The sequence below is a fragment of the Streptomyces sp. NPDC101194 genome, assembly GCF_044767885.1.
Taxonomy (GTDB): Bacteria; Actinomycetota; Actinomycetes; order Streptomycetales; family Streptomycetaceae; genus Streptomyces.
This window is the reverse complement of sequence record NZ_JBIWOS010000010.1, coordinates 42,136-67,433: the sequence shown is the minus strand read 5'-3', so window position 1 is coordinate 67,433 and position 25,298 is coordinate 42,136. Positions and strand designations below refer to the sequence as shown.

Below are 25,298 nucleotides of genomic sequence, written 5' to 3'. Positions count from 1 at the left end.
CCTTCGTCGAGTGCGTAGAAGTTCGGACCCGACCTTCGCCGATTCGGCCTCCGGCGCGGCAGGTTCGACGATCGTGTGCTCGCTGAGCGAGGGGAGCGGGGGAAGGGAGGAGGGTCCGCCCTCGCCCGGACGCGCCCAGGGCTTCCGGTGCTGGGGGCGAGGAGCCGAGTGGCCGACGGGCCACTGTGCGGCGTAGGACAACACGGCACACCCGGCTGGCGCGGGCTGCGGCGATCAGTGCCCGGTGCGAGACTCGGAACGTCGGGAACGACGCGCCTGCACCGCGAGAACGGGCCTCATCGAAGGAGCTCGCCATGCTCACCACCCGTTTTGTCACCGGAGCGCCCAACTGGATCGATCTGGGCACGCCCGACCTCGACGGGGCCATCGCGTTCTACACCGGTCTGTTCGGCTGGGAGTTCCGGGCCGGGGGCCCGGAGACCGGTGGTTACGGCATGTTCACGCTGGACGGGAGGACGGTCGGCGGTGCGACGGAGGTCACCGAGGAGCAGGCGAAGCCGTCCTGGGCGGTGTATTTCCGGTCACCGGACGCCGATGCCACGGCGCAGGCGGTCGAGCGGGCCGGCGGCAGCGTTCCGTTCGCCCCGAGAGATGTTCGTGACTTCGGCAGGACCGCCGGTTTCAAGGACCGGGCAGGGGCGTTCTTCGGTGTCTGGCAGCCGAAGGAGAATCCGGGCCTCGGTGCCGTGGCGGTCGCGGGCTCCTTGTGCTGGGTCGAGCTGTACACCCCGGACGTCCCGGCGGCCGCCGCGTTCTACGGCGCCGTGTTCGGATGGGAGACCGGGCTGACGCCGTTCCCCGGAGGCGGCGGGTCCTATACGGTGATCCGGACCGGGGCCGGCGGGCAGGAGGCACGTTTCGGCGGCCTCGTTCCGCTCAACGCCGTTGCGGCGCGAGCGGTCGCCGGACCGCACTGGCTGCCCTACTTCGAGGTCGACGACTGCGACGCCGCCGTCGCGGACGTGGAGCGGCTGGGCGGCAAACTGACACTGGAGCCGCTGGAGATGGAAGGCGTGGGCACCTTCGCCGACGTCGCCGATCCGGACGGTGCGGAATTCGCCCTGATCAGGAGTGCGCCGACGCCGGGAGACTGACCGGAAGCCACCGGCGCGCCGCATTGATGAAGCGTTGATCAGTCGTTTATCGCGACCGGGCACGGTGGGTCCCATGCTGATCAACACCGCGGCCGACCCCGCGCTCGCCTGGCAGGAGACGGCGCTGTGCGCGCAGGCGGGGCCCGAGTTCTTCTTTCCTGCTCCCGGCAGCTCCACACGTGAGGCCAAGCAGCTCTGCAACGCCTGCGAGGGGCGCGAGGCGTGCCTGGAGTACGCCCTCGCCAACGACGAGCGCTTCGGCGTATGGGGCGGCCTCTCCGAGAAGGAGCGGGAGCGGCTGCGCAGAACGGGTCGCGACCGGGCCTGAACCCGCCCCGATCGCGCGACGGTCCGCCGCGACCGGGGAGCCGGCCGCACCCACGCGTGCGCGCCGTCGGCCCCCGCAGCCGGACAGGCCGCGCCGGCCTGGGAGGATGCCCGTATGAACGATCACGAAAGGGACGCTCTGCTCGCGTCGGCCGTGCGCCTGCGCACCGAAGGACGTGCCGAAGAAGCCCGACAGCGACTGCTCGCCCTCGGCGCCGCCTTCCCCGCGGATGCCGAAGTGGCGTACCAGACCGCCTGGGCCCACGATGTGCTCGGTCTGGAAGCGGAGGCCGTGCCGTTCTACGAGCGCTGTCTGGAGGGGACCGGGCTGTCGGAGGAGGACCGCCGGGGCGCGCTGCTCGGTCTCGGGAGTACGCATCGGGTGCTCGGACACCATCGGAGAGCCGTCGAGGTGCTGCGCGGCGGTGTCGAGGAGTTCCCCGACGACGGGGCGTTGCGGACCTTCCTCGCCATGGCCCTCTTCAACACCGGCGAGCATCACGAATCCAGCCGGCTGTTGCTGGAACTGCTCGCCGCCACCAGCGAGGACCCGCACGTGCGCCAGTACCGACGCGCCATCGAGCACTACGCGCAGGACCTGCACGCCACGATGTGAGCCGGGCGCGGGCGCCCGGCCCCGGCCGCTGGACGGACGGCCGGCATGTGGCCCGTCCAGCGGCCCGGGAACACCGGACGGGGCGTCAGGCCCCGGCGCGCGCCGCCATCCGTGCCTTGCGGGCGGCGAGCTTCTCGTCGAACTTCGACGCCTCGCTGTTGAGACCGCCCATGTACAGGCCCAGCTCCTCCTGCGCCTGCAGCCCCTCGGGGCCCAGACCGTCGATGTCGAGGACCTTCAGGTAGCGAAGCACCGGCTGGATCACGTCGTCGTGGTGGATGCGCATGTTGTAGATCTCGCCGATCGCCATCTGTGCCGCGGCCCGCTCGAAGCCCGGCATGCCGTGACCGGGCATCCGGAAGTTGACGACGACGTCACGCACGGCCTGCATGGTCAGGTCCGGGGCGAGTTCGAAGGCCGCGCCGAGGAGGTTGCGGTAGAAGACCATGTGCAGGTTCTCGTCGGTCGCGATCCGCGCCAGCATGCGGTCGCAGACCGGGTCGCCCGACTGGTGGCCGGTGTTGCGGTGAGAGACGCGGGTGGCCAGCTCCTGGAAGGCGACGTACGCCACGGAGTGCAGCATCGAGTGACGGTTGTCGGACTCGAAGCCCTCCGCCATATGTGCCATCCGGAACTGCTCCAGCTTGTCCGGGTCGACGGCGCGCGAGGTGAGCAGATAGTCGCGCATCACGATGCCGTGCCGGCCCTCTTCCGCGGTCCAGCGGTGCACCCAGGTGCCCCAGGCACCGTCACGGCCGAAGAGAGAGGCGATCTCGTGGTGGTAACTGGGGAGATTGTCCTCGGTCAGCAGATTCACGACCAGCGCGATCTTGCCGATGTCGGTGACCTTGGACTGGTCGGCCCGCCAGGCCTCGCCGTCCTCGAAGACGCCCGGGAAGTTCCGCCCGTCGGAGAACGGCACGTACTCGTGCGGCATCCAGTCCTTGGCGACCTTGAGATGCCGGTTGAGCTCCTTCTCCACCACCTCTTCCAGGGCGTGGAGCAGCTGGGCGTCGGTCCATGCCCGGGGGCTGCCGAGGTGGGGAGCGGTGATCGTCACGGGGACTCCTGGGGACGGGAGAAGTACCTACGGGAACGTAGGTTACGAGACCGTAGGTTAAAGCGGCAGTAAGGCCACCGCCAAGCCCGCCCCCGCGATGCCCGCTTACGTAACGTTATGTACGCAGGTCGAGAGGGGCGGACGCCGTCACTCCGGCTGACTTTGGGGCGTGCCGGATCTCCCTCGGATGCACGGACAGGAGGAGGTCGTGCCGGGGCGGGTGGGTCCGCGAAGGCGCTCTCATGTGCCGTTGCCCGGGTGCTGCAGGCCCAGGTCCCGGCGCAGGTGTTCGGCCGTGAACGAGGTGCGATGGGCGAGCAGCGCCGTCGGGGTCCCCTCGAAGACCAGCTCGCCGCCGTTCCTGCCGCCCTCCGGGCCGAGGTCGATCACCCAGTCCGCGCGTTTGAGCACATCGAGGTTGTGCTCCACGCAGATCACGCTGTTGCCGGTGTCCACCAGCCGGTCCAGCAGTTCGACGAGCGTGCCGGTGTCCGCCATGTGCAGTCCGGTCGTCGGCTCGTCCAGGACGTAGACACTGCCCGTGCGGTGGAGCCGGGTGGCGAGCTTGATGCGCTGGCGCTCACCGCCGGAGAGCGTGCTGAGCGGTTGCCCCAGGGTCAGATAGGTCAGGCCGACGTCGTCGAGCGTGCGCAGCTTCCGCAGCAGTGCAGGGTCGTCGAAGAGTTCGGCCGCCCGCGCCGCCGTCATCTCCAGTACATCGACGATGGACGCGCCACCGACCCGGTGCTTCAGCACGTCGTCGTGGAAGCGCCGCCCCTCGCACACCTGGCAGGTGGTGGTCACCGGGTCCATGAAGGCGAGATCCGTGCAGATGATGCCGCGGCCCGCGCAATGCCCGCACGCCCCGGAGGAGTTGAAGCTGAACAGACCCGGATCGACGCCGTTCTCCCTGGCGAAGATCTTGCGGATGGAGTCCAGCGCGCCGAGGTACGAGGCCGGGGTGGAGCGGGACGACGCGGTGATCGCGCCCTGGTCGATCACCACCGCGTCCGGGTACGCCGCCGTGAACACCCGGGAGACCAGTGTCGACTTCCCGGATCCGGCGACCCCCGTCACGACTGTCAGCACACCCTCGGGGAACGCCACGTCCACCCCTTTGAGGTTGTGCAGCGCGGCGCCCGTCACCGGCAGCCGCCCCGTGGGGGTGCGGACGGTCTCCTTCAGCGGCATCCTGCGGCGCAGGCACCGGCCGGTGAGGGTGTCCGCCTCGCGCAACCGGTTCACCGGACCTTCGAACACGACGTGTCCGCCGTCGCTGCCCGCTCCCGGCCCCATGTCGACGATGTGGTCCGCGACGGCCATCACGTCCGGGTCGTGCTCGACGACGACGACCGTGTTGCCCCGGTCGCGCAGCCGTACCAGGAGATCGTTCAGCCTGCGGACGTCGCGCGGATGCAGGCCCACGCTCGGCTCGTCGAAGACGAACGTCAGCCCGGTCAGTGAACTCCCCAGGTGCCGGACCATCTTGAGCCGCTGTCCCTCCCCGCCCGACAGGGTGGTGGTCTCCCGGTCCAGGCTGAGATAGCCGAGGCCGATGTCCACCAGGCGCTCCAGCCGTTCGCGTGCCGCCGAGGCGATCGGACCGGCCACCGGATCGTCGATCCGGGCCAGGACCTCCACCAGATCGGCCACCTCCATACGTCCGTAGTCGGCCACGGTGAGCCCGTCGACACGGGTGGCGAGTGCCGCCGCGTTCAACCGCGCGCCACCGCAGGAGGCGCACACCGACTCCGTGGTGAAACGCAGGGCGGCCTCGCGCCGCCGCTCGGAGAGCGCCTCGGTGTCCCGCTTCAGATGGAGCCGGGTGAACCGCTCGGCGATCCCCTCGAACCGCATGTCGGCCGATTTCGACTTCAGTCGCAGCTGTACGGTGAATCCTCCTCCGTGGAGCAGGAGCCGGAGCTCCTCCTCGGTGAACTCGGCGAGCGGCTTGTCGTTGTCGAAGCGTCCCGAGCCCGCGTACAGCTGCCATTCCCAGCTGCCCACCGAGAGCCCCGGCAGCAGCAGCGCGCCCTCGTTGAGGGATTTCGTGAGGTCGATCGCCCGGTCGATGTCGAGGCGGACCGTGCGGCCCACGCCGTCGCACTCCGGGCACATTCCCGCGGGATCGTTGAAGGAGTACGCGGTGGCCTGGCCCGCGCTCGGTGTCCCGTACCGCGAGAACAGCACCCGGATCACCGACCAGATGTCGGTCATCGTGCCGACGGTGGAGCGGGCGTTGCCGCCGATCGGCTTCTGGTCGACGACCACCGCCACGGAGAGGTCGTCGATGGAATCGGCATGGGGCCGCTCGTACTTCGGCAGCCTGTTGCGGATGAACCAGGTGAAGGTCTCGTTCAGTTGTCGCTGCGACTCCACGGCGATCGTGTCGAAGACGATCGACGACTTGCCCGACCCGGAGACTCCGGTGAAGACGGTGATCCGCTCCTTGGGGACGGTGAGGGAGACATTGCGCAGATTGTTGGCGCGTGCTCCGGTGATGACGATGCTCCGGTCCTGTTTCCGATCCATGCGCCCGAAGCTAACGTCGATACCAGACAACTTCTGTCCGGTTTTTTCGGGTGGGTGGGATCTTCTCCAGGACCGGAGGCATCGGCCCCGCGGGCGGCTCGCTCGGAGTCGTCGGCGTACTCGGAGTGAACGCGTGCGGGGACGGGGTGCTGCGGGGCGGGACGGTCAGAGCAGATGGTCCGCCGCGCCGGACTTCACCGCGGAGATCAGCGCCCGCAGCGCCTCCATGGAGTCGCTGACATAGGCTCCGGTGTCCGTGGTGGTGCCGATGTACGCCCGTCCCTGGTCGTCGAGTCCGAAGCGGAAGCAATTGGCGCCTTCGCTGCAGAAGGCCTCGTCCCAGCAGATGTCGGTCATGTTCTCTCTCCTCAGAGTTCCTGGGCTATGGATCGGATGAAGTCGCGCGATTCCCCGACGGGAAGCGCCAGCGTACGCAGACGCTCCAACAGGCCCCGGTACCGGCGCAGTTGCATGTCCGAGTCCAGCAATATCGAGCCGTGCGAGGAGTCGAGCTGCACGGTGTCGAGCTGGGGTACCGGGGCGCCCGCATAGGTGAACGACTGCCCGGCGCCCGGGAAGCCGCCGGCGGCGAACGGGATCACCCGGACCGTGATCCGGTCCCGCTCGGACTGGTCGGCGATGTGGTCCAGCTGCGCCCTGGCCACCTTGGGCCCGCCGAACTGCATGCGCAGCGCCGCCTCGTGGACGATCGCCTCGTACAGCGGTGGCCGGTCCCGCCTCAGTACCTCCTTGCGACGCAGCCGCAGGGAGAGCCGGGCCGTCAGGTCGGGTCCCGGCAGTTGCGGATCGGCCATGTCGAACACCGCTCGGGCGTGTTCCTCGGTCTGCAGCAGACCGGGGATGTGCGTGGTGGTCGACGTCGTCAACTCCACTGCGTGATGTTCGAGTTCGACGATGTCGAGCAGGCCGGGGAGCAGTAGTCCGCGATGCTCCTCCCACCACCCCCTGGCCCGCTCCTGGGCGATCTCGGCGAGCAGGTCGACCAGACCGGTGTCCGGGCAGCCGTAGTTGAAGGCGAGAGTACGGACCCGCTCGGCGCTGATGCCGAAGCGGCCGGATTCGATGTTCGGGATGCGGGTGCGGTCGACGCCCAGCAGGGCGGCGGCCTGCTGCACCGACATTCCCGACTGCTCGCGCAGCTTGCGCAGTTCGTGCCCGAGACGCTGCTGCCGGGCGGTCGGGGTGCTTCTGGGCGGCACGGCAAATGTCCTTCCGAGGGGGTGGGTTGAGCGAAACGACCGGAACGGCACAAGTAGTAGCACTGTGCTCCGGTGTGCGCTACGGTCGGTAGCGCAAGTCTCACACGGGGCGACCATGCCTATGTGTGATCGTTAATTCAATTACCTGAAATGTGAGCATCTTGATGAAGGGCGCACTGCGTTGTCTCCCGGCCGTCGCGCCGGTCGGCCCCCATCCTCCGGCGGCGGACAACCTCAGCTATTCGTTCGCGCTGCCGGGCGGCGCCTTCTGCGCCGGTCTCGCACGAAGTGCCGTCGGCGAGCTCCTCACCCGGCACGGGCTCGCGGAACTCCGCGAAACGGCCGTCCTCGCCGCCTCCGAACTGGTCGCGGCCGCCTACCGGTTCACCCCGGACCGGGAGATGCTGCTACGGGTGCACTGGCAGTTCGACGCGTTGCGCGTCACCCTCTACGACCAGCATCCGTCCCACGGCTCGGCCGAGAGGTCCGAGACGTGCCGCGAACGCCGGAGCGAAAGCATGTGGCTGCTGGCGGCCGCGGTCGACGCGCACGGCGGGGACTGGGGGCTGGCCCCGGCGCTGACCCCGTCCGGCGGCTGCAAGGCCTGGGCCTTACTCCATCACTGACCGCGTCGCAGGCCGTTGCTCACTGTGTGTCCCCGCGCCCCTCGGCCGTGCTCTCGCGGCAACTCCCGTCGGGCGACGGCGTCCCGCCGCCCGACGCCCGGTCAGCAGGACCCGCCGAGCAGATGGGTCAGACTCCGGTCGAGGTCCAGGAACCGGTGCTCGTCGCCGACCGGCACCAGTTGCTGCGCCCGCTCGAGGAAACGACGCAGCTCCGCGGTGCGGACGTGGACCATCGCGATTCCCTCGTGGGCATGGAACTCCAGGACGGTGCGGTCGTATCCGAACGGCCTGATGCGCACGTCCCCGACGCCGGCGGCCGCGTCCACTCCGGCCGCGAGCAGTTCGCGGGAGAACTCCCACGACACCTCGGTGCCTTCCAGGGTCGCCGTCGCGGGGAACGCCATGCGTACGGCGAACGGATCCCTCCGGTCGTACTGCAGAGTGGCGGGAAGGGTCTCCATCCGCGGTGCGGATGCGACCATGCGGGCCTGCACGGACTGCTCGATGACGGTGGACAAGACCTGCTCCCCTTTCTCGGCCGGACGAAACGGTTCCCGGCACTGATGGAGACGACGCAATCGCCTCATCCGTGCACCGGAGGGCGGCGTGAGTTGTATCACCGCATGCCGTCGCACCCGTCGCGTGCCCGAATCCGCCCGACGCACGCTGGACGGCGCGCGGCTCGTGGGCTAGCTTCCAGCGCCATGAGGGCCAAGGGAAAGACGAGACGACTGATGTCATGGGGGCTCAGTGCGGCGGCGCTGGCCACCGCACTGGCCGCGCCGGCAGCCGCGGCGACACCGGGGGAGCGGCACCGGCCGGGAGGCCCGACGGCCTGGCAGCTCACCGAGACCGGGACCGACGCCCGCTTCCGCGGACTCGCCGCCGTGAGCCGTCGTACCGCCTGGGTCGCCGGTTCCAAGGGGACGGTGCTGCGTACCACCGACGGCGGCCACCACTGGCGCGATGTGTCACCGCCCGGAGCCTCCCAGGAGGCGCTGGAGTTCCGCGACATCGAGGCGTTCGACGCCCGTCGCGCGGTGGCGCTGGCCGTCGGCGAGAGCGATGCCTCCAGGGTGTTCCGCACGGACGACGGCGGAGCGACCTGGACGGAGTCGTTCCGTAACACCGACGCCCGCGCCTTCTACGACTGCCTCACCTTCTTCGACAGCAGGCACGGACTCGCGGTGAGCGATCCGGTCGACGGCAAGTACCGCATCCTGTCGACCGAGGACGGCGGCCGGAACTGGCGGGTGCTGCCCAGCGCGGGCATGCCGGACGCCCAGGCCGGTGAGGGGTCGTTCGCCGCCAGTGGTCAGTGCCTGGTCGCATCGGGGCCCAAGGACGTCTGGCTGGCGACCGGGGGCGCCGCCACCGCGCGGGTGCTGCACTCCGCCGACCGCGGGTCGACCTGGACCGCGGCCGAATCGACGATCCCCGCCGGTGATCCGGCGCGCGGTGTCTTCGGACTGGCCTTCCGCGACCGCCGCCACGGCATCGCGGTCGGCGGCGACTACCAGGCCGGTCTGCCGTCCCCGCACGCCTCGGCGGTGACGGGCGACGGCGGTCACGGCTGGCAGCCGTCCGCCAATCCGCCGACCGCCTACCGCTCGGGCGTCGCCTGGCTGCCGCACAGCAGGTCGGGAGCGCTGGCGGTCGGTCCGACCGGCACGGACCTCACCACGGACGGTGGTCGCACCTGGCGCACGGTCGACACGGGGTCGTACGACACGGTCGACTGCACACCGGACGGCGGCTGCTGGGCCGCGGGCGAGAAGGGACGAGTGGCGCGCGGGGGGATCCGGGGCACCGGCGGCTGAACGGGGCCGGCCGGGTCGCGGCAGTGACCTGTTCGGTGATCGGCGAGGGCGGGGCCCGGGTATCCGCTACCCGGGCAACCGCTCGCGGTACGGGGCGAGTTCGTCCGAGGTCTTCGTCGCGATGAACTCCGTGATCCGATAGGCGCACACGCCCTGCGCGGTGAACGGGTCCTGCGCCACGATCCGTTCGATCCGCGCGCGATCACCCCCGACCGCCAGGATCACCCCGCCGTCGCGCGGGTTCTTGCGGCCCGACGCGATGAAGACCCCCTCCGCGTACTGTGCGTCCAGCCAGGCGACGTGGTCCGGCAGCAGCGCGTCGACGCGCTCGACAGGTGCGGTGTAGGTCAGCTCCAGTACGAACATGATCGTCAGGCTACGGCACGAGCGCGAGGCCGGCCCGGCCGTGCTCCCGACGGACCCGTCACCGAATCGCCGGTCCGTCCCGTGATCCGCCCGTCCCCCGGATCGAGGCCGGACAACCGTGTCGGCCGGCCCGTAGACTCGACAGCACTATGGCAACCCTCCAGATGCCCGCCGACGAGGCCGAAGCCCGCGCGATCCAGGACTCCCTGCGCCCCCGGGTGGTGCTCGACGAGACGGGCCCGCCGCCCGGCACCGGCAGGGTCACCGGGGTCGATGTCGCCTACGACGACGAGCACGATGTCGTCGTGGCGGCGGCGGTCGTGCTCGACGCGGCGACGCTCGACGTGGTGGCCGAGGCCACCGCGGCAGGCCGGATCACCTTCCCGTACGTCCCCGGGCTCCTCGCCTTCCGCGAGATCCCCACCGTGCTGAAGGCGTTGGAATCGCTTCCCGTCGATCCCGGACTCGTGATCTGCGACGGCTACGGGCAGGCGCACCCGCGCCGTCTCGGACTCGCCAGCCATCTCGGGGTGCTCACCGGACTCCCGGTGATCGGCGTCGCCAAGAACCCGTTCACCTTCACGTACGAGCAGCCGGGCAGCCGCCGGGGCGACTGGTCGCCGCTGCTCGACGGCGACGAGGAGGTGGGCAGGGCGCTGCGCACCCAGGACGGCGTCAAGCCGGTCTTCGTGTCCGTCGGGCACCGGACCGGCCTCGACAACGCCTGTGCCCACACCCTGCGTCTGGCCCGCGACTTCCGCCAGCCGGAGACCACCCGGAGGGCCGACGCGCTCTGCCGCCGGGCCCTCGGGGAAGCGACCGCCTGAGTATCTGAGTATGTGTACGGATAACACCCGCCGATCTCGACGGGCAGACTGGTACACATGACCGAACATCGAACGTCCACACGACCAGGAACCGTCTACCTCGCCCAGCGCCGGGTGGCGGTCGGGATGACTCTCGGCATGCTCGCGGGAGCGGTCTGGGCGGTGTCGATGATCTGCACGCTGGTGGCCTGGGCGCTCTGACCCGCCCCCGGGCACCGGCGCCCTCCGGCCGCCCGGACCGCCCCGTCCCGCTCAGCGGGCCGCCGCGACCCGGAAACGCAGTCCGGCCGCGCGAAGCCGCCCCAGCAGCGCGTCACCCATCGCGACGGCTGTCGTGACCTGCCCGGATGTTGACGGGAGCTCGTCCAGGGCGAGGCAGAGAGCGGACTCCGCGAGCATTTTCGCCGTTTCCTCGTAACCGGGGTCGCCGCCCGACACCTCGGTGAACACCCGCCGTCCGCCGCCTTCGCCGACGAAGCGCACGGTGAACCAACTGCGCCGCCTGCGTTCCGCGTCCGGCCCCTGTCCCGGCTGGTACCGGTCCATCAGCCAGGACCGTGCCGCCGGAATCTGCGCCGCGCCCAGGAGAGCGGCGAGCGCGGCCGTACCGCCCAGCGCCACGGGCAGATGCCTGACGGAGGCGAAGTGGCGGTAGCGGAAATCGGGGCCGTAGTGGGCGAGCAGCCGCGCCGAACGCCTGACGACCCGTGGGTCCAGTGTCGGCAGCGGCAGCGCCCATGTGCCGGTCTCCGGACTGAAGTGCGGGGTGCCGAGCGGGGCGCGGGCGCGGCGGGAGACCAGGCGGGGTTCGTGCAATCCGCGCTCCCGCGCGGCGCGCAGCATGCGGGGACCGCGGCCCATCGCCGTGAGCGCGGAGGCGAACGTACCGCCGGAGAAGACGGCGTTGCTGCGGACGAATCCGTCGATCGTCAGCGGAACGTCCCGCGGGAGTTGCCGGACGGTGAAGTACACGCCGAGGTCGTGCGGCACCGAGTCGAATCCGCAGGCGTGCACGATCCGGGCCCCGGTCTCGCGGGCCCGCGCGTCGTGCCGCAGATACATCAGGTCCACGAACTCCGCCTCGCCGGCGAGGTCCGCGTAGTCCGTCCCGGCCTCGGCGCAGGCCGCGACCAGCCCCTCGCCGTACCAGACGTAGGGGCCCACGGTCGTGGCCACCACATGGGTGGATTCGACCAGTTCGCGCAGTGAGTGCTCGTCGTCCACGTCGGCGTGCAGCAGCGGGAGGTCCGCGCAACGCGGGTCGACGGCGGTGAGGCGTTCGCGCAGCCGTTCCAGCTTGGCCCGGTCGCGTCCGGCCACGGCCCAGCGGCAGCCTGCGGGCGCGTGGGCGGCGAGATATTCGGCGGTGAGGGCGCCGACGAAGCCGGTGGCACCGAAGAGGACAACGTCATAGGGGCGTTGTGCCCCGCTCTGCCTGTTCATGAGTGCCTCCGCAGGGCCCGGCGCCGGTGTGGCAGCCAGAGGCTAGCGGAGGCGCTCGTGGCGGTGTGCCGCCGGGCGGCGATGGTGGGGGAGGATCCCGGAGAAGGAACCAGGACCGACCGGCACAGGGAGGCGGTGCAGCGGTGCCGATCACGCACTCTCCCCAGGCACGAAGGGCCACTGACCGCCGGAGCTCCGGGCCCGTCGTCGGCCGGCAACGCTCCGCGGCGCCTTCCCGCTGTGCCCTGCGACCACGAGTGCCGGTGGCTCCCTCTCCCACCCCGTCCGCCGGTCGGTCTAAGCGCTTGCTCGGCCAAAGGGGTTGTGCGGAGCGCGAGGCGTTCTTAGCATCATCGCTGTTACATCAGTTGTGTCATACCGCTGGGGGCTAGATGGCAACGACAGAGCACGGCCCGCTCGCAGGCGTGCGCGTGGTCGAGCTGGCAGGCATCGGACCCGGCCCGTTCGCCGCGATGCTCCTGGCCGACCTCGGCGCCGACGTCGTCAGGGTCGACCGGCCCGGCGGTCCCGGGCTCGGCATCGACCCCCGGTACGACCTCACCAACCGCAACAAACGCTCCGTGCTCGTCGACCTCAAGGCCGCGGACGGCCCGGCCGCAGTGCTCGATCTGGTCGAGCGCGCCGACATCCTGATCGAGGGTTACCGACCGGGCGTCGCCGAGCGCCTGGGCATCGGGCCGGACGCCGCACTGGCCCGCAATCCACAGCTCGTCTACGGGCGGATGACCGGCTGGGGCCAGGACGGACCGCTGGCGGAACGGGCCGGGCACGACATCGCCTACATCGCCCTCACCGGCACCCTCTCCATGATCGGCAGGCCCGGGGAGCCGCCCACCGTCCCGGCCAATCTGGTCGGCGACTACGCGGGCGGTTCGCTCTATCTCGTCGTCGGTGTCCTGGCCGCCCTCCAGCACGCCCGCACCCTGGGCGGCCGGGGCCAGGTCGTGGACGCGGCGATCGTCGACGGCGCCGCCCATCTCGCCACGATGATCCACGGGATGCTGGCGGCCGGGGGCTGGCAGGACCGGCGCGGCTCCAATCTCCTGGACGGCGGCTGCCCGTTCTACGGCACCTACGAGACCGCCGACGGGCAGTACATGGCGGTCGGCCCGCTGGAGCAGCGGTTCTACGAGGAGTTCAGCAGGCTCCTCGGGATCGAGGACGAGGCCCCGGACCGGGGGGACATCGCCCGCTGGGAGGAACTGCGCACGCTCGTCGCCGACCGCTTCAGGACCCGTACGCGTGCCGAGTGGACCGAGGTGTTCGAGGGCACGGACGCCTGTGTCGCCCCCGTCCTCTCGCTCCGTGAAGCGCCTGGTCATCCGCATGTCGCGGCCCGTGCCACCTTCGTCGAGCACGACGGGCTCATCCAGCCCGCCCCCGCGCCCCGCTTCTCCGTCACCCCCGTCTCCGTGCGCAGCGGGCCCTCGCGGCCCGGCGCGGACGCCGGGACGGTCGCGGCCGACTGGGACGTGCCCGGCATCGCGGAGCCCCGGAAGGACACCACCGGCTGATGGCAACCACTGCGCCGTCCAACCCTGCCGGAGGCCCGCGCGAAGCCCGTGACCGGGGCGCGACGGGTGCGACCGGTGCGGCCGTCCGTGTCCCGTACTCCCGCATCCCCGCCCTCGTCGCCCGGACGGGCGCGGGACCCGATGTCAGGAACTGACTCCAGGAGGCCCGCAGTGCAGCGGCAGATCTTCACCGAAGAGCACGAAGCGTTCCGCGGGACCGTCCGCACCTTCCTCACCAAGGAGGTCCTCCCGCACTACGAGCAGTGGGAGAAGGACGGCATCGTCTCGCGCGAGGCGTGGCTCGCGGCCGGCCGGCAGGGACTGCTCGGCCTCGCCGTTCCCGAGGAGTACGGGGGCGGCGGCACCACCGACTACCGCTACAGCGCCGTCCTCGCCGAGGAGTTCACCCGTGCCGGTGCCCCCGGACTCGCGCTCGGGCTGCACAACGACATCATCGGCCCCTACCTCACCGGTCTCGGTACCGAGGAGCAGAAGCGGCGCTGGCTGCCCGGCTTCTGCAGCGGCGAGACCATCACCGCCATCGCCATGACCGAGCCCGGCGCGGGCTCCGACCTCCAGGCCATCCGCACCACCGCGGAGGACAAGGGCGACCACTGGTTGCTCAACGGTTCCAAGACGTTCATCTCCAACGGCATCCTCGCCGACCTGGTGGTCGTGGTCGCCAGGACCACTCCCGAGGGCGGTGCGAAGGGCTTGTCGCTGATCGTCGTCGAACGCGGCGCGGAGGGCTTCGAGCGGGGCCGCAACCTCGACAAGATCGGCCAGAGGTCCCAGGACACCGCCGAACTGTTCTTCCATGACGTCCGCGTCCCCAAGGAGAATCTGCTCGGCGAGCGGGACGGTGCCTTCATCCATCTGATGACCAATCTGGCGCAGGAACGGATGGGCATAGCCGTCGCCGGAATCGCCGCCGCCGAACACCTGCTGGAGATCACCACGCGGTACGTGAAGGAGCGCGAGGCCTTCGGGCGGCCGCTGTCCAAGCTTCAGCACATCCGGTTCGAGATCGCCGAGATCGCCACCGAGTGCACGGTCACCCGCACCTTCATCGACCGCTGCATCGTCGAGCACTCCGACGGCGGGCTCGACGCCGTCCATGCCTCGATGGCCAAGTGGTGGGCCACCGAACTGCAGAAACGCGTCGCCGACCGCTGCCTCCAACTCCACGGCGGATACGGGTACATGACGGAGTATCCGGTTGCGAAGGCATTCACCGACGGCCGTATCCAGACCATCTACGGCGGCACGACCGAGATCATGAAGGAGATCATCGGGCGCTCGCTGCTCGCCTGACCTCCTCGCACAACCACCCCCGAAAGGCTGCTGACTTGAGTACCGAAGCGTTCGTCTACGACGCGATCCGCACCCCGCGCGGCCGTGGCAAGGCCAATGGCGCCCTGCACGGCACCAAGCCGATCGACCTCGTCGTCGGCCTCATCCACGAGATCCGCGGCCGCTTCCCCGGCCTGGACCCGGCGGCCATCGACGACATCGTGCTCGGCGTGGTCAGTCCGCTCGGTGACCAGGGCTCCGACATCGCCCGGATCGCCGCCATCGCGGCGGGCCTCCCGGACACCGTCGCGGGCGTGCAGGAGAACCGCTTCTGCGCCTCGGGCCTGGAGGCCGTCAACCTGGCGGCGGCCAAGGTCCGTTCGGGCTGGGAGGACCTCGTCCTCGCAGGAGGTGTCGAGTCGATGTCCCGCGTCCCGATGGGATCCGACGGCGGCGCCTGGGCGATGGACCCGATGACCAACTTCGACACCGGCTTCGCGCCGCAGGGTGTCGGCGCCGACCTCATCGCCACCATCGAGGGCTTCACCCGCCGCGACGTGGACGAGTTCGCCGCGCGCTCCCAGGAACGCGCCGCCGAGGCATGGAAGGACGGCCGTTTCGCGCGCTCCGTCGTCCCCGTCAAGGACCGCAACGGCCTCGTCGTCCTCGACCACGACGAGCACATGCGGCCCGGCACGACCGCCGACACGCTCGCCGCGCTCAAGCCCTCCTTCGCGACGATCGGTGAGATGGGCGGCTTCGACGCGGTGGCCCTGCAGAAGTACCACTGGGTCGAGAAGATCGACCACGTCCACCACGCGGGCAACTCCTCCGGCATCGTCGACGGCGCCGCGCTCGTCGCGATCGGCAACCAGGAGGTCGGCGAGCGGTACGGACTCACGCCGCGCGCCCGGATCGTCTCCGCCGCCGTCTCCGGCTCCGAGCCCACCATCATGCTCACCGGCCCCGCGCCCGCCACGCGCAAGGCTCTCGCCAAGGCCGGACTCACCATCGACGACATCGACCTCGTCGAGATCAACGAGGCGTTCGCCGGGGTCGTGCTCCGCTTCGCCAGGGAGATGGGGCTCTCCCTCGACAAGATCAATGTCAACGGCGGCGCGATCGCGCTCGGCCACCCGCTCGGCGCCACCGGCGCGATGATCCTCGGCACCCTCATCGACGAACTGGAACGGCGCGACCGGCGCTACGGCCTCGTCACCCTCTGCGTCGGCGGCGGCATGGGCGTCGCCACCGTCGTCGAGCGTCTCTGACCGTCCCCCGGCCCCTCTCTTACGGAGAAGAACAGCAATGACCGAGAGCACGACCATCCGCTGGGAACAGGACGAGACCGGCGTCGTCACCCTCGTACTCGACGACCCCGACCAGTCCGCCAACACGATGAACCAGGCCTTCAAGGACTCCATCGCGGCCGTCGCCGACCGCGCCGAGGCCGAGAAGGACTCCATCCGCGGCATCATCTACACCTCCGCCAAGAAGACCTTCTTCGCGGGCGGCGACCTCAAGGACATGATCAGGATCGGTCCGGAGAACGCCCAGCTGGCCTTCGACACCGGCACCGCCATCAAGAACTCGCTGCGCCGCATCGAGACCCTCGGCATCCCCGTCGTCGCCGCCATCAACGGCGCGGCGCTCGGCGGCGGTTACGAGATCGCGCTCGCCTCCCACCACCGCGTCGCCCTCGACGCCCCCGGCTCCCGGATCGGCCTGCCCGAGGTCACCCTCGGCCTGCTGCCCGCGGGCGGCGGCGTCACCCGCACCGTACGCCTCATGGGCATCGCCGACGCCCTGCTGAAGGTCCTCCTCCAGGGCACCCAGTACACCCCGCGGCGCGCCCTGGAGAACGGCCTCGTCCACGAGGTCGCCGCCACCCGCGAGGAGATGCTCGAAAAGGCCCGCGCCTTCATCGACGCGAACCCCGAGTCCCGGCAGCCCTGGGACGTCAAGGGGTACAAGATCCCCGGCGGCACCCCGTCCCACCCGAAGTTCGCCGCGAATCTGCCCGCCTTTCCGGCCAATCTGAAGAAGCAGATCGCGGGCGCCCCGATGCCCGCGCCGCGCAACATCCTGGCCGCCGCCGTCGAGGGCTCGCAGGTCGACTTCGAGACCGCGCTGACCATCGAGGCCCGCTACTTCACCGAACTGGTCACCGGCCAGGTCGCGAAGAACATGATCCAGGCGTTCTTCTTCGACCTCCAGGCCGTCAACTCCGGCGCCGGCCGCCCCAAGGGCATCGAGGAGCGGCGGGTCCGCAAGGTCGCCGTCCTCGGCGCCGGGATGATGGGCGCGGGTATCGCCTACTCCTGCGCCCGTGCGGGCATCGACGTCGTCCTGAAGGACATCTCCGCGGAGGCCGCCGCCAAGGGCAAGGCGTACAGCGAGAAGCTCCTGGACAAGGCTCTCTCCCGGGGCCGTACCACCGAGGCCGAGCGTGACGCGCTGCTGGCCCGCATCACCCCGACCGGTGACCCGGCCGACCTGGCGGGCTGCGACGCCGTCATCGAGGCCGTCTTCGAGGACACCGCGCTCAAGCACAAGGTGTTCCAGGAGATCCAGGACATCGTCGAGCCGGACGCCCTGCTCTGCTCCAACACCTCGACCCTGCCCATCACCGTCCTCGCCGAGGGCGTCGCGCGCCCCGCCGACTTCATCGGGCTGCACTTCTTCTCGCCCGTGGACAAGATGCCGCTGGTCGAGATCATCAAGGGCGAGAAGACCGGCGAGGAGGCACTGGCCCGCGCCTTCGACCTGGTCCGCCGGATCAAGAAGACGCCGATCGTCGTCAACGACTCCCGCGGCTTCTTCACCTCGCGGGTCATCGGCCAGTTCATCAACGAGGGCGTCGCCATGGTCGGCGAGGGCGTCGAGCCCGCTTCGGTCGAGCAGGCCGCGGCGCAGTCCGGCTACCCGGCCAAGGTGCTCTCCCTGATGGACGAGCTGACCCTCACCCTCCCCCGCAAGATCCGCAACGAGACCAGGCGGGCCGTCGAGGAGGCCGGCGGCAGCTGGGCCGGACACCCGGCGGACGCGGTCATCGACCGGATGGTCGACGAGTTCGGCCGCCCGGGACGCAGCGGCGGCGCGGGCTTCTACGAGTACGACGAAGCCGGCACCCGCACCCGTCTCTGGCCCGGCCTGCGGGAACACTTCACCACCCCGGACGCCGACGTCCCCTTCGTCGACATGAAGGAGCGGATGCTGTTCTCCGAGGCGCTGGACAGCGTCCGCTGCCTGGAGGAGAACGTTCTCGTCTCCGTCGCCGACGCCAACATCGGCTCCATCATGGGCATCGGCTTCCCGCCGTGGACCGGCGGCGTCCTCCAGTACATCAACGGGTACAAGGGCGGCCTGCCCGGCTTCGTGGCCCGTGCCCGGGAACTCGCCGAGAAGTACGGCGACCGCTTCCTGCCGCCCGCGCTGCTGGTGGAGAAGGCAGAGAAGGGCGAGACCTTCCACGACTGACCGCGGCTCCGCGGGCCGCGTTCACTGCGCTGTGAACGCGGCCCGCAGTTCTTCCTTCAACGACCGCTGGAACGCGGTCACCAGCGCCTGGAGCACCATCGGCTGCATGTGGGCCGACAGCGACTTCATCGCCGCCAGGTGCTCCGGGTCCGACTCCCGCTCCCGGTACGGACCCCAGACCTCGTCCCGGAACAGCCGGGTCAGCTCCTGCGCGGCGGACCGGGCGTGCTCCAGCAGAACCGTGCGGGCGGCCAGAATCGTCTCGTGCGCGATCGGTACGTCGAGCAGTTCGACCCCCAGCCGGAGCAGTCCCGGGTCCACCCGATAGCTGCCGTCGGCCGGTTCGGCGTGCTCCAGCACGCCCATCGCGGCCAGCCGTGCCATGTCCTGTTCGGTCAACGCCCGACCGGCGCGGCGCTCCAGTTCCGCCCGCGTCGCGTCCTCCGGCGAGTCGGGTGCCCAGGCGGCCACCAGAGCCCGGTGGATCGCCAGATCGTGGGCGCTCAGGTCCGGCGGCAACTGCTCCAGATAGCGTTCGATCGCGGCGAGCGTCATGCCCTGGTGCTGGAGCTCCTCGATGAGCGCGAGCCGGGACAGGTGCTCATGGCCGTAGTGCCCGACGCGTCGCGGCCCGATCACGGGCGGCGGCAGCAGCCCCCTGGTGCTGTAGAAACGCACGGTGCGTACGGTGACACCGGCGCGTGCCGCCAGTTCGTCGACGGTGAGCGTCGGGTCCTGGGTCCCGGTCCCCATGTCTGCTCCTCGCGTTCCGACCCAGCGGTGAACTGCTGCGTCTGCATCAACCAGGTTCAACAGTATTGCTGTCTCACCATTGTTGTGAAAGTGCCCGGCCCTCGTGAAAGTGCCCGGCGGCGCCCGGCCCCGCCCCGGTACGGAGCCGCACCGTCCCGCCGATGACGCCCTTCCGGCGGAGCAGGGGCCCGGTCGGCGCACTGTACGGCGAGGGGCGGCCGGGGGCCGAACGGTCCGGGCCCGTTGTCAGTGCCGGCTCCTACGCTGGAGTCATGTCGGAGATCACTTACGTTCGGGGGGACGCCACCGCCCCGCAGGGCAAGGGCGTCAAACTGATCGCGCACGTCTGCAACGACCTGGGCGGCTGGGGCAAGGGCTTCGTCCTGGCGATCTCGCGCCGCTGGCCCGGACCCGAGGCGGCCTACCGCCAGTGGTACCGCGAGCGCGCGGGCAACGACTTCGGGCTGGGCGCCGTGCAGTTCGTCCAGGTGAGCCCGTACATCTGGGTGGCGAACATGGTGGGCCAACGGGGGATACGCACGGGCAGCAAGGGGGTACCCGTGCGCTACGAGGCGATCGACACGGCCCTGGGGGCCGTGGCCGACCGGGCCGTCGAGCTGGGGGCCTCGGTCCACATGCCGCGGATCGGCTGCGGGCTGGCGGGCGGCACATGGTCCCGGATCGAGCCACTGATAGTGAAGCGGCTGCTGAGCCGCGGGACGGCGGTGACGGTGTACGACCAATGAGGCCCCCGTTCGGATCGGACCGGATCGGCACGCGGGGCACACGAGCCCGGCACGATGCGGACGAGAGGCCGTCGGTCGTGACGGCGGACCCGCGGACGCCCTCTACCGCGGGCCGTCAATGCTTCCTAGGATTACGCGAGTTGATCGACCACACGTTTCCCACAGGAGGCCTGTCGTGAAGCAGAGCATGTCCACCGACGCCCTGCACGTACTGTCCGAGACCCCGGACACCGAGGGCGAACTCGACCTGGTGATCGGGGACCTGGAGCAGGAGATACCCGCCCGCGCCTCTTCCGAGGCCAGCACCTGTGTCAGGGTCTACTGCACGTTCTGACCGTTCGGCGCGAGACGCCGTCCGGTCGGCCGGGCGGCGTCCCGCACCGCTCGCCCCCGGAGAACAAACGCCGTATGACGAACGTGCTCTGGCAGGCCGGACCCGCTGACGCGGTCATGGACCACACTCGGCAACTTCCGCCCGCGGCACAGGAAATCGTGGCCGCGATCCGCTCCGGCTCGGCGGACGGTCTCTTTCCGCCGATTCTGCGCGGCACCCGGGAAGGGGTCCTGGCGCCCGCTCGGCCGCTCGCCGGGGAGAACGACGCCCGGCTGATCGCCCGAGCCCTCGCACAGCCGCGGTTCACACCGCTGCTCGCCGTCCTGACCGGTCTCGATGCCTGGTGCCGCGCCGCCCGGCGCCGCCATCGGTCCCATGTCGCACCCGAAGTCCTCACGGTGAGCAACGCCGAGCTCTTCGGGCCCCTGGTCACCGAGGTCTTCACCGGCTGCGCCGTGGCGTGCGACGGACGGTTCGCCGACCACCCGTCCGGCGACGCCGGCACCAAGGGCGAAGGCGAAGGCGACGCCGGTACCGGCCCCGACCGCGACGCCGACATGCGTGCCGGCGACGAAGGACGGCACTGGGAACGGCGCGGGCGCCAGTACCAGGACTTCCTCGACCTCTTCCTGCGACGACTGCGCCGCGACCTGCGCTCGTCCTGGTTCGACGACCCCGAGCTGAGCCCGCCACTGACAGGCCTGCTGGCACACGGCGCCGAGAGCCACAACGGCGGCCAGCGGGTGCTGCGCCTGCGGATGGCCGGCGGGGGATGCGTGGCGTACAAGCCGCGTCCGGCCGGCGGCGAGGCGTTGTTCCTCGCCGACGGCGACCCCGCCGCGCCGCGATCGGTCTTCGGGCTCCTCAACTCCCTGCCGCCCGCGTCGGGGCCGGTACAACTGCCGCTCCTGCGTCATCGCGGCGGCCGGGGCCGTGACCGGCACTCCTACTCCTGGCAGGAGTGGATCGCACCGCCCGTGCAATGGGGCACCCTGCGCCGCTCATCCGGACTGCGACTGCTCGGTACCCGCCTCGGTCCACGGGAGGCCGGGCGCTTCTGGCAGCGGGCCGGTTCCCTCGCGGCCGCCTGTTTCGGATTCGGGATCGCGGATCTCGGCGAGGGCAATCTGCTGGCGGGCATTCGGCCCGGTACGAGCGCCGCGCTGTTCTACCCCGTCGACCTGGAGATCTTCCTCTCGCCGGTCGGGCGGCTCCACGACACCGGACTGACCACGGATCCGGACGGCACCGGGAACCACCACCCGGGCATGGAGAACGCCGCCCGCTGGTGCACCGTGGACGGGCCCGCGGCGTACTTCACGGACGACGGCGGGGGCGGCCTGGAACTGCGCCCCCGGCGCATGCCCTGTGCCAGGTCCGGCACCCGCAACGTGGTGGCCGACACCAGCGGCCGCACCGGATACGGGCCGTATCTGCCGGCGTTCCTGCGGGGCATGTTCGACGCCTGGACCTTGATGTGCCGCAACCGTGTCCGCCTGCACGAGGTTCTCGCCGACGGCGCCGCGCAGCGATTCGTCCGCGTGCTGCCGCATCCGACCGCGGTGTACACCGACGCGCTCGACGGTGAACTGCTGAACGGGACGCGCGACCACGACGGTTTCACACCGGCCGAGCGCGAGCAGTTGCGGCGCGGCGACGTACCGTACTTCTTCCGCACCCAGGCGGGCGGCCCGCCGCTGTCCGTGCAACCGCCGCCGCAGGTGGCCGACTTCCCCGCCGTTTCGGGCCCGGCCACGACGACGCCCGACGCGGTGGCTCCCACCGCCCCGCCGGACACCGTGTCACTGGACCTCGCCGGCCTGGGCGTGGCCCTGCGCGATGCCGTCGAGTACGTCTTCGACGACCTGGGCCCCGGCGACTTCGACGATACCGCGAGGGGCACCCGGATCCGGCTGACCGGCGCCGGCGAAGGCCAGGTCGCCTTCGACTGGCGCCAGGCCGGACGCCGGATCACGTACAGCTGGGACCGTACGACCGTGCGGTTGCGGTTGGACCCTCTCCGCGTGATCGCACGCGACACGGCGATCAGCAAGCGGCTCCTGCGTCTGGACCGGGTGGACGCCGCGCTGCGCACGCAGTGGACGGCCGGGGACTTCACCGACACCGGGACGGAGGAACGGCTGCGGAAGATCACCGGTGCCGGAGTGGCCTGGCTGATGGATGTGATCCATGAGCACGGCTGGCCGGGACACGCGCTGGTCGGCGCGCGCGCCGCCGAGGCCGCCTGCCGGCTCGTCCAGCACGCCGAGGGGCCCTTTGGTCCGTTGCGCGCATGCCTGGCCCGGATGGAACAGGCCGCCGCCGATGGCGACATCCCCTGGCGGCACGTGGCGTACGCCACCGACGCGGTACGGCTGGGCGAGGGGCGCCCACAGTTGTACGGAACGAAGTTCCGCCGTGGCGCGGACGGACTCGAACCCTGCCCGATCGAGCGGCCCGACACGGTCGACGAGCGCCGACGGCAGCTGGGGATGGAGCCGCTGGCGCGGTACGCCGTCCGCCTCCGCCACCGCTTCCCCGTACCCGTCCCGGAGGACGCATGAACACGACTGTCTGGGACCGGCTCGCCACGCACCACCGCGGCGGTTCCCCCGCCGGGCTGCGCGTCTGGGACGCCGGGACGGACGAGCCCCCCGTGGACGGCGGACGCGTGTACCGGACGATGGCCGCCGCCGCCGCGCCGTTCCGCGCCGGGACACGTTTCCGAGCCCTGCCCGACGTCCGCTTCCTGGTCGAGGACGGCTGGATCGGGGCACCGGGGGACCTGCTGCCCGGCCCGGAGGACATCGGGGCCGCGGAATACGCCGAGCGGCTGGACGCCCGGCTGCCGGGCCGGGGCCGACTGCTCGCCGTGGAACAGCCGTTGCTGCTGGATTTCGCGCTCTGGGCGCAGACCCGTGAGCTGATCGCGCCGCTGTGGCGACGGATCGGCTGTCCGGTTCTGCCGGTGGTCACCGAGCTGCTGGCGGGTGACGGGATCACAGTGCCTGCGGACCCGACCGACGAGGGGACCCACGCGACGCTCACCTTCGTACTGGACGGTGGCCTCACCGTCCGGCTGCGAGCGCGCGGCGACGACGACAGCGAGTCCCTCACCGTCCGCGCGACCGCCGGTGACGTCGTGTACCGACCCGCCGGGTACCGCGACGAGGTCGGCTACCGGCCACGCAGCCTGGCCCTCCGGCTGCGGATTCCGGTCGACCCGCGGTTGTTGCACCGGGCCGTGGAGGACGTGGTGTCGGGCCTGTTGCAGGAGCGCAGATACGGATCCGACGACGCCGTGCCCTACCTGCCGTGCCCGTCCCCCGGGCAGTGGCGGGAAACCGCGCCGGACGTCGCGCCACTGGCGGCCACCGCAGTGGCGCTGGGGCAGGAGTGCGAAGATCCGCGGCTGGATCGGGTGTTGCGCATCCTGTGGGCCCGTCGGGCCAGCGCCGGTGGGCTCGAACCCGTGCCGCCGCCTCGCCCGGGCCCGCCCCCGGAGGAGGACCAGTTGGTGCGGGTCACCGCCCCGGTGCTGCGGATGCCGGACGGCGACGGCTGGATGTGGGCGGTCAACGGCCATGCATTCGCCCTGCGCGGGCAGCTCGGAGAGCTGCTGCTGGCGCGCCTGGGGAAGGACGCCCCCGCACCGACCGTCGCCGATCTCTGCCGGGAGCTGCCACCGTCCGCCCGCGCGGGAGCCCTGGCCCTGCTGCGGAAGCTGTACGCCCTGCGCGCCGTCGACCTGACGGACGCGCCTGCCGACGACCCGTCCGGGCCACGGACCTCCTCCGCGCGCGAATCGGCTCCGGGGCTTCGCGGATCAGCCCGACCGGGTAAGGAGCGGACACCATGAGCGAGCCGTTGACCGTGGTGAACACCGGCTTCGACTGGCGCACCTTCACCGAGCGGCACTGGGACCGGGGACCTGTGCTGTACCGGTCGGTGAGCCCGGCGCCCTTCACCGAGGCAGAGGTGTTCGCCGCGGCGACCGCGGCGTGCCGGACCGGTGTCGGCCCGGCGACCGCTGCGCCACCGACCGTGGGCCTCACCGTCGAGAGGGTGCAACGGACCGCCCCGGGCCCCTTGCTGCCCGGCCACGCCGACGGCTCCTTCGACGGATACCGCAAACGGCTCTCCGCGGAGTTGGCCGGACGCCGGTACGCCCTGGTCATCAGCGGATTCCATGCCTACGACTTCTCGCTGTGGGCCCGGGAGCGGGATTTCTACGCCGGCCTGTGGCAGCGGGTCGGGCTGCCGCTCACCGGGGCGATCACCACGCTCTTCCACGGTACGTACGAACACAGCCCGGTCGGCGTCCACAAGGACCGCTTCGCCACGTTCATGTTCGGTCTCAGAGGCCGCAAGCGGATGCGCTTCTGGGCACACCGGCCGTGGGACGAACCGGTTTCGACGGTGCTGGACTACGCCCGCCACCGGGACAGCTCCTTCGAGGCCGAGATCGGTCCCGGCGACCTGCTGTACTGGCCGTCGGACTACTACCACGTCGGGGAGAGCGCGGGTTGCGAGCCCGCCACCAGTGTGAACGTCGGAGTACCGAGGGAGGAGCACCGGGCCGGGTACGAACTGGAGGATCTTCTGATCGATCTCGACCCTGCGGCACTGACCGGCCGCCCCGGCCAGGACAGCAGGCTGGCTCCCCTCGACGCACCGGTGTTGTCCTCGCAGGTCGGCCCGGACGGGCTGCTGCCACCCGAACTGCCCGAGGGACTGCGGCGTTCGGTCGACGCCTTCCGGCAGTTCGGCGCTCCACGCCGGATCGGGGACCGTGTCACCACCGTCTCACTGCGTCGCTGGACGGCCGGCGGCTTCGAGCCGGTGCCGGTGCCGGCCGGACTGCGGCGGCTGACGGACGACACGGTGGTCGAGACCGATCCGAGGCACCTCGTCCGATGGGCCCCGCTCGGGGACACGGCCTTTGCCGGCACGGTCTGCGCGGTCAACGGCCATGACGTGGCGACCGCCGCGGGCCCCTCGGACCTGCTCCGGCTGCTCGACCCCCTCCTGTCGGGAAAACCGGCCACCGTGGGCGACCTGCTGACGGGCTTCGGACCGGGCCGCGCGAGCGAGCGGGCGGACACCACCCGCCTGCCCGCCGACCGGGAGGGCATGCGGCGGTTGCTGGAAAAGCTGGAGAGCTTCCGCGGCCTGACCCGGGCCACCGCACCCGGACGGTGACGG

General features: G+C 71.0%; 25 protein-coding genes. 17 read left to right on the top strand and 8 right to left on the bottom strand.

Annotated features, from left to right (window positions below):
* Positions 1–314 precede the first annotated feature (314 nt).
* From ACIRP2_RS30365 to ACIRP2_RS30355, 3 genes are all read left to right on the top strand, one after another.
* A complete protein-coding gene (locus ACIRP2_RS30365) occupies positions 315–1,115 on the top strand; it encodes a VOC family protein (protein ID WP_404255828.1) in 801 nt (266 codons plus the stop codon).
* 73 nt (positions 1,116–1,188) lie between these two features.
* Positions 1,189–1,443 (top strand): WhiB family transcriptional regulator, encoded by a 255-nt coding sequence (locus ACIRP2_RS30360; RefSeq protein ID WP_351072723.1) that lies wholly within the window; start codon positions 1,189–1,191, stop codon positions 1,441–1,443.
* Between the two features lie 114 nt (positions 1,444–1,557).
* Positions 1,558–2,058: a tetratricopeptide repeat protein gene (locus ACIRP2_RS30355; protein ID WP_404255825.1), complete on the top strand. Its 501-nt coding sequence runs from the start codon at positions 1,558–1,560 to the stop codon at positions 2,056–2,058.
* Positions 2,059–2,143: 85 nt separating this feature from the next.
* Here the strand turns inward: ACIRP2_RS30355 and ACIRP2_RS30350 are convergent, their stop codons facing one another.
* From ACIRP2_RS30350 to ACIRP2_RS30335, 4 genes are all read right to left on the bottom strand, one after another.
* Positions 2,144–3,118 carry an acyl-ACP desaturase gene (locus tag ACIRP2_RS30350; RefSeq protein WP_404255823.1) on the bottom strand — a complete coding sequence of 325 codons (975 nt, stop codon included), beginning with the start codon at positions 3,116–3,118 and terminating at the stop codon, positions 2,144–2,146.
* A 240-nt stretch (positions 3,119–3,358) separates the two neighbouring features.
* On the bottom strand, positions 3,359–5,650 hold the full coding sequence (locus tag ACIRP2_RS30345) for an ATP-binding cassette domain-containing protein (protein WP_404255821.1): 2,292 nt from the start codon (positions 5,648–5,650) through the stop codon (positions 3,359–3,361).
* 165 nt (positions 5,651–5,815) lie between these two features.
* Positions 5,816–6,007 (bottom strand): hypothetical protein, encoded by a 192-nt coding sequence (locus ACIRP2_RS30340; protein WP_404255819.1) that lies wholly within the window; start codon positions 6,005–6,007, stop codon positions 5,816–5,818.
* 11 nt (positions 6,008–6,018) lie between these two features.
* Entirely contained in the window at positions 6,019–6,870 is an 852-nt protein-coding gene (locus ACIRP2_RS30335; RefSeq protein ID WP_404255817.1) for a helix-turn-helix domain-containing protein, read from the bottom strand.
* Between the two features lie 152 nt (positions 6,871–7,022).
* On the opposite strand from ACIRP2_RS30335, the gene ACIRP2_RS30330 reads away from it, so the two are divergent.
* Positions 7,023–7,496 carry an ATP-binding protein gene (locus ACIRP2_RS30330; RefSeq protein WP_404255815.1) on the top strand — a complete coding sequence of 158 codons (474 nt, stop codon included), beginning with the start codon at positions 7,023–7,025 and terminating at the stop codon, positions 7,494–7,496.
* Between the two features lie 101 nt (positions 7,497–7,597).
* Here ACIRP2_RS30330 and ACIRP2_RS30325 read toward each other — a convergent pair whose 3' ends face one another.
* The gene (locus ACIRP2_RS30325; RefSeq protein ID WP_404255813.1) at positions 7,598–8,014 is read right to left on the bottom strand and encodes an SsgA family sporulation/cell division regulator; all 417 of its coding nucleotides are present in this window, start codon (positions 8,012–8,014) and stop codon (positions 7,598–7,600) included.
* Between the two features lie 186 nt (positions 8,015–8,200).
* Between ACIRP2_RS30325 and ACIRP2_RS30320 the strand changes: the two genes are divergently transcribed.
* The gene (locus ACIRP2_RS30320) at positions 8,201–9,316 is read left to right on the top strand and encodes a WD40/YVTN/BNR-like repeat-containing protein (RefSeq protein WP_404255811.1); all 1,116 of its coding nucleotides are present in this window, start codon (positions 8,201–8,203) and stop codon (positions 9,314–9,316) included.
* 66 nt (positions 9,317–9,382) lie between these two features.
* Here ACIRP2_RS30320 and ACIRP2_RS30315 read toward each other — a convergent pair whose 3' ends face one another.
* Positions 9,383–9,682, bottom strand: coding sequence for a YciI family protein (locus ACIRP2_RS30315; RefSeq protein ID WP_404255809.1), 300 nt, complete (start codon positions 9,680–9,682; stop codon positions 9,383–9,385).
* A 149-nt stretch (positions 9,683–9,831) separates the two neighbouring features.
* Between ACIRP2_RS30315 and ACIRP2_RS30310 the strand changes: the two genes are divergently transcribed.
* Together ACIRP2_RS30310 and mmpA are read left to right on the top strand one after the other, a co-directional pair.
* Positions 9,832–10,509, top strand: a complete 678-nt coding sequence (locus tag ACIRP2_RS30310; protein WP_404255807.1) for an endonuclease V — start codon at positions 9,832–9,834, stop codon at positions 10,507–10,509.
* 57 nt (positions 10,510–10,566) lie between these two features.
* A complete protein-coding gene (mmpA, locus tag ACIRP2_RS30305) occupies positions 10,567–10,710 on the top strand; it encodes a morphogenic membrane protein MmpA (RefSeq protein WP_351072703.1) in 144 nt (47 codons plus the stop codon).
* A gap of 51 nt (positions 10,711–10,761) precedes the next feature.
* Here mmpA and ACIRP2_RS30300 read toward each other — a convergent pair whose 3' ends face one another.
* Positions 10,762–11,952, bottom strand: a complete 1,191-nt coding sequence (locus tag ACIRP2_RS30300) for a saccharopine dehydrogenase family protein (RefSeq protein WP_404255805.1) — start codon at positions 11,950–11,952, stop codon at positions 10,762–10,764.
* 392 nt (positions 11,953–12,344) lie between these two features.
* On the opposite strand from ACIRP2_RS30300, the gene ACIRP2_RS30295 reads away from it, so the two are divergent.
* From ACIRP2_RS30295 to ACIRP2_RS30275, 5 genes are read left to right on the top strand one after another with little or no spacing between them, the layout of a single operon-like run.
* Positions 12,345–13,487: a CaiB/BaiF CoA transferase family protein gene (locus ACIRP2_RS30295; protein WP_404255803.1), complete on the top strand. Its 1,143-nt coding sequence runs from the start codon at positions 12,345–12,347 to the stop codon at positions 13,485–13,487.
* Entirely contained in the window at positions 13,487–13,642 is a 156-nt protein-coding gene (locus tag ACIRP2_RS30290; RefSeq protein WP_404255801.1) for a hypothetical protein, read from the top strand. Before ACIRP2_RS30295 ends, ACIRP2_RS30290 begins: the two co-directional genes overlap by 1 nt.
* Positions 13,643–13,658: 16 nt before the next feature.
* On the top strand, positions 13,659–14,801 hold the full coding sequence (locus ACIRP2_RS30285) for an acyl-CoA dehydrogenase family protein (RefSeq protein ID WP_404255799.1): 1,143 nt from the start codon (positions 13,659–13,661) through the stop codon (positions 14,799–14,801).
* Positions 14,802–14,836: 35 nt separating this feature from the next.
* Positions 14,837–16,051, top strand: coding sequence for an acetyl-CoA C-acetyltransferase (locus ACIRP2_RS30280; RefSeq protein WP_404255797.1), 1,215 nt, complete (start codon positions 14,837–14,839; stop codon positions 16,049–16,051).
* 37 nt (positions 16,052–16,088) lie between these two features.
* Positions 16,089–18,260 carry a 3-hydroxyacyl-CoA dehydrogenase NAD-binding domain-containing protein gene (locus ACIRP2_RS30275; protein ID WP_404255795.1) on the top strand — a complete coding sequence of 724 codons (2,172 nt, stop codon included), beginning with the start codon at positions 16,089–16,091 and terminating at the stop codon, positions 18,258–18,260.
* 21 nt (positions 18,261–18,281) lie between these two features.
* On the opposite strand, the gene ACIRP2_RS30270 is transcribed toward ACIRP2_RS30275, so the two are convergent.
* A complete protein-coding gene (locus tag ACIRP2_RS30270; protein WP_404255793.1) occupies positions 18,282–19,013 on the bottom strand; it encodes a MerR family transcriptional regulator in 732 nt (243 codons plus the stop codon).
* Positions 19,014–19,285: 272 nt separating this feature from the next.
* Between ACIRP2_RS30270 and ACIRP2_RS30265 the strand changes: the two genes are divergently transcribed.
* The 5 genes from ACIRP2_RS30265 to ACIRP2_RS30245 all read left to right on the top strand — a co-directional run bounded on the left by ACIRP2_RS30265 (position 19,286) and on the right by ACIRP2_RS30245 (position 25,295).
* The gene (locus ACIRP2_RS30265) at positions 19,286–19,759 is read left to right on the top strand and encodes a macro domain-containing protein (RefSeq protein WP_404255791.1); all 474 of its coding nucleotides are present in this window, start codon (positions 19,286–19,288) and stop codon (positions 19,757–19,759) included.
* 175 nt (positions 19,760–19,934) lie between these two features.
* On the top strand, positions 19,935–20,093 hold the full coding sequence (locus tag ACIRP2_RS30260; protein WP_404255789.1) for a hypothetical protein: 159 nt from the start codon (positions 19,935–19,937) through the stop codon (positions 20,091–20,093).
* 74 nt (positions 20,094–20,167) lie between these two features.
* A complete protein-coding gene (locus tag ACIRP2_RS30255; protein ID WP_404255787.1) occupies positions 20,168–22,657 on the top strand; it encodes a DUF6624 domain-containing protein in 2,490 nt (829 codons plus the stop codon).
* Positions 22,654–23,952 (top strand): hypothetical protein, encoded by a 1,299-nt coding sequence (locus tag ACIRP2_RS30250; protein WP_404255785.1) that lies wholly within the window; start codon positions 22,654–22,656, stop codon positions 23,950–23,952. Before ACIRP2_RS30255 ends, ACIRP2_RS30250 begins: the two co-directional genes overlap by 4 nt.
* Positions 23,949–25,295, top strand: coding sequence for a JmjC domain-containing protein (locus ACIRP2_RS30245; RefSeq protein ID WP_404255783.1), 1,347 nt, complete (start codon positions 23,949–23,951; stop codon positions 25,293–25,295). Before ACIRP2_RS30250 ends, ACIRP2_RS30245 begins: the two co-directional genes overlap by 4 nt.
* The last annotated feature ends 3 nt before the right edge of the window (positions 25,296–25,298 follow it).

Coding starts and splice junctions, on each gene's coding strand:
- ACIRP2_RS30340 (WP_404255819.1), bottom strand. CDS start 6,007: ATGACCGACATCTGCTGGGACGAGGCCTTCTGCAGCGAAGGCGCCAAT.
- ACIRP2_RS30365 (WP_404255828.1), top strand. CDS start 315: ATGCTCACCACCCGTTTTGTCACCGGAGCGCCCAACTGGATCGATCTG.
- ACIRP2_RS30300 (WP_404255805.1), bottom strand. CDS start 11,952: ATGAACAGGCAGAGCGGGGCACAACGCCCCTATGACGTTGTCCTCTTC.
- ACIRP2_RS30295 (WP_404255803.1), top strand. CDS start 12,345: ATGGCAACGACAGAGCACGGCCCGCTCGCAGGCGTGCGCGTGGTCGAG.
- mmpA (WP_351072703.1), top strand. CDS start 10,567: ATGACCGAACATCGAACGTCCACACGACCAGGAACCGTCTACCTCGCC.
- ACIRP2_RS30265 (WP_404255791.1), top strand. CDS start 19,286: ATGTCGGAGATCACTTACGTTCGGGGGGACGCCACCGCCCCGCAGGGC.
- ACIRP2_RS30360 (WP_351072723.1), top strand. CDS start 1,189: ATGCTGATCAACACCGCGGCCGACCCCGCGCTCGCCTGGCAGGAGACG.
- ACIRP2_RS30345 (WP_404255821.1), bottom strand. CDS start 5,650: ATGGATCGGAAACAGGACCGGAGCATCGTCATCACCGGAGCACGCGCC.
- ACIRP2_RS30255 (WP_404255787.1), top strand. CDS start 20,168: ATGACGAACGTGCTCTGGCAGGCCGGACCCGCTGACGCGGTCATGGAC.
- ACIRP2_RS30315 (WP_404255809.1), bottom strand. CDS start 9,682: ATGTTCGTACTGGAGCTGACCTACACCGCACCTGTCGAGCGCGTCGAC.
- ACIRP2_RS30290 (WP_404255801.1), top strand. CDS start 13,487: ATGGCAACCACTGCGCCGTCCAACCCTGCCGGAGGCCCGCGCGAAGCC.
- ACIRP2_RS30320 (WP_404255811.1), top strand. CDS start 8,201: ATGAGGGCCAAGGGAAAGACGAGACGACTGATGTCATGGGGGCTCAGT.
- ACIRP2_RS30270 (WP_404255793.1), bottom strand. CDS start 19,013: ATGGGGACCGGGACCCAGGACCCGACGCTCACCGTCGACGAACTGGCG.
- ACIRP2_RS30275 (WP_404255795.1), top strand. CDS start 16,089: ATGACCGAGAGCACGACCATCCGCTGGGAACAGGACGAGACCGGCGTC.
- ACIRP2_RS30250 (WP_404255785.1), top strand. CDS start 22,654: ATGAACACGACTGTCTGGGACCGGCTCGCCACGCACCACCGCGGCGGT.
- ACIRP2_RS30245 (WP_404255783.1), top strand. CDS start 23,949: ATGAGCGAGCCGTTGACCGTGGTGAACACCGGCTTCGACTGGCGCACC.
- ACIRP2_RS30310 (WP_404255807.1), top strand. CDS start 9,832: ATGGCAACCCTCCAGATGCCCGCCGACGAGGCCGAAGCCCGCGCGATC.
- ACIRP2_RS30355 (WP_404255825.1), top strand. CDS start 1,558: ATGAACGATCACGAAAGGGACGCTCTGCTCGCGTCGGCCGTGCGCCTG.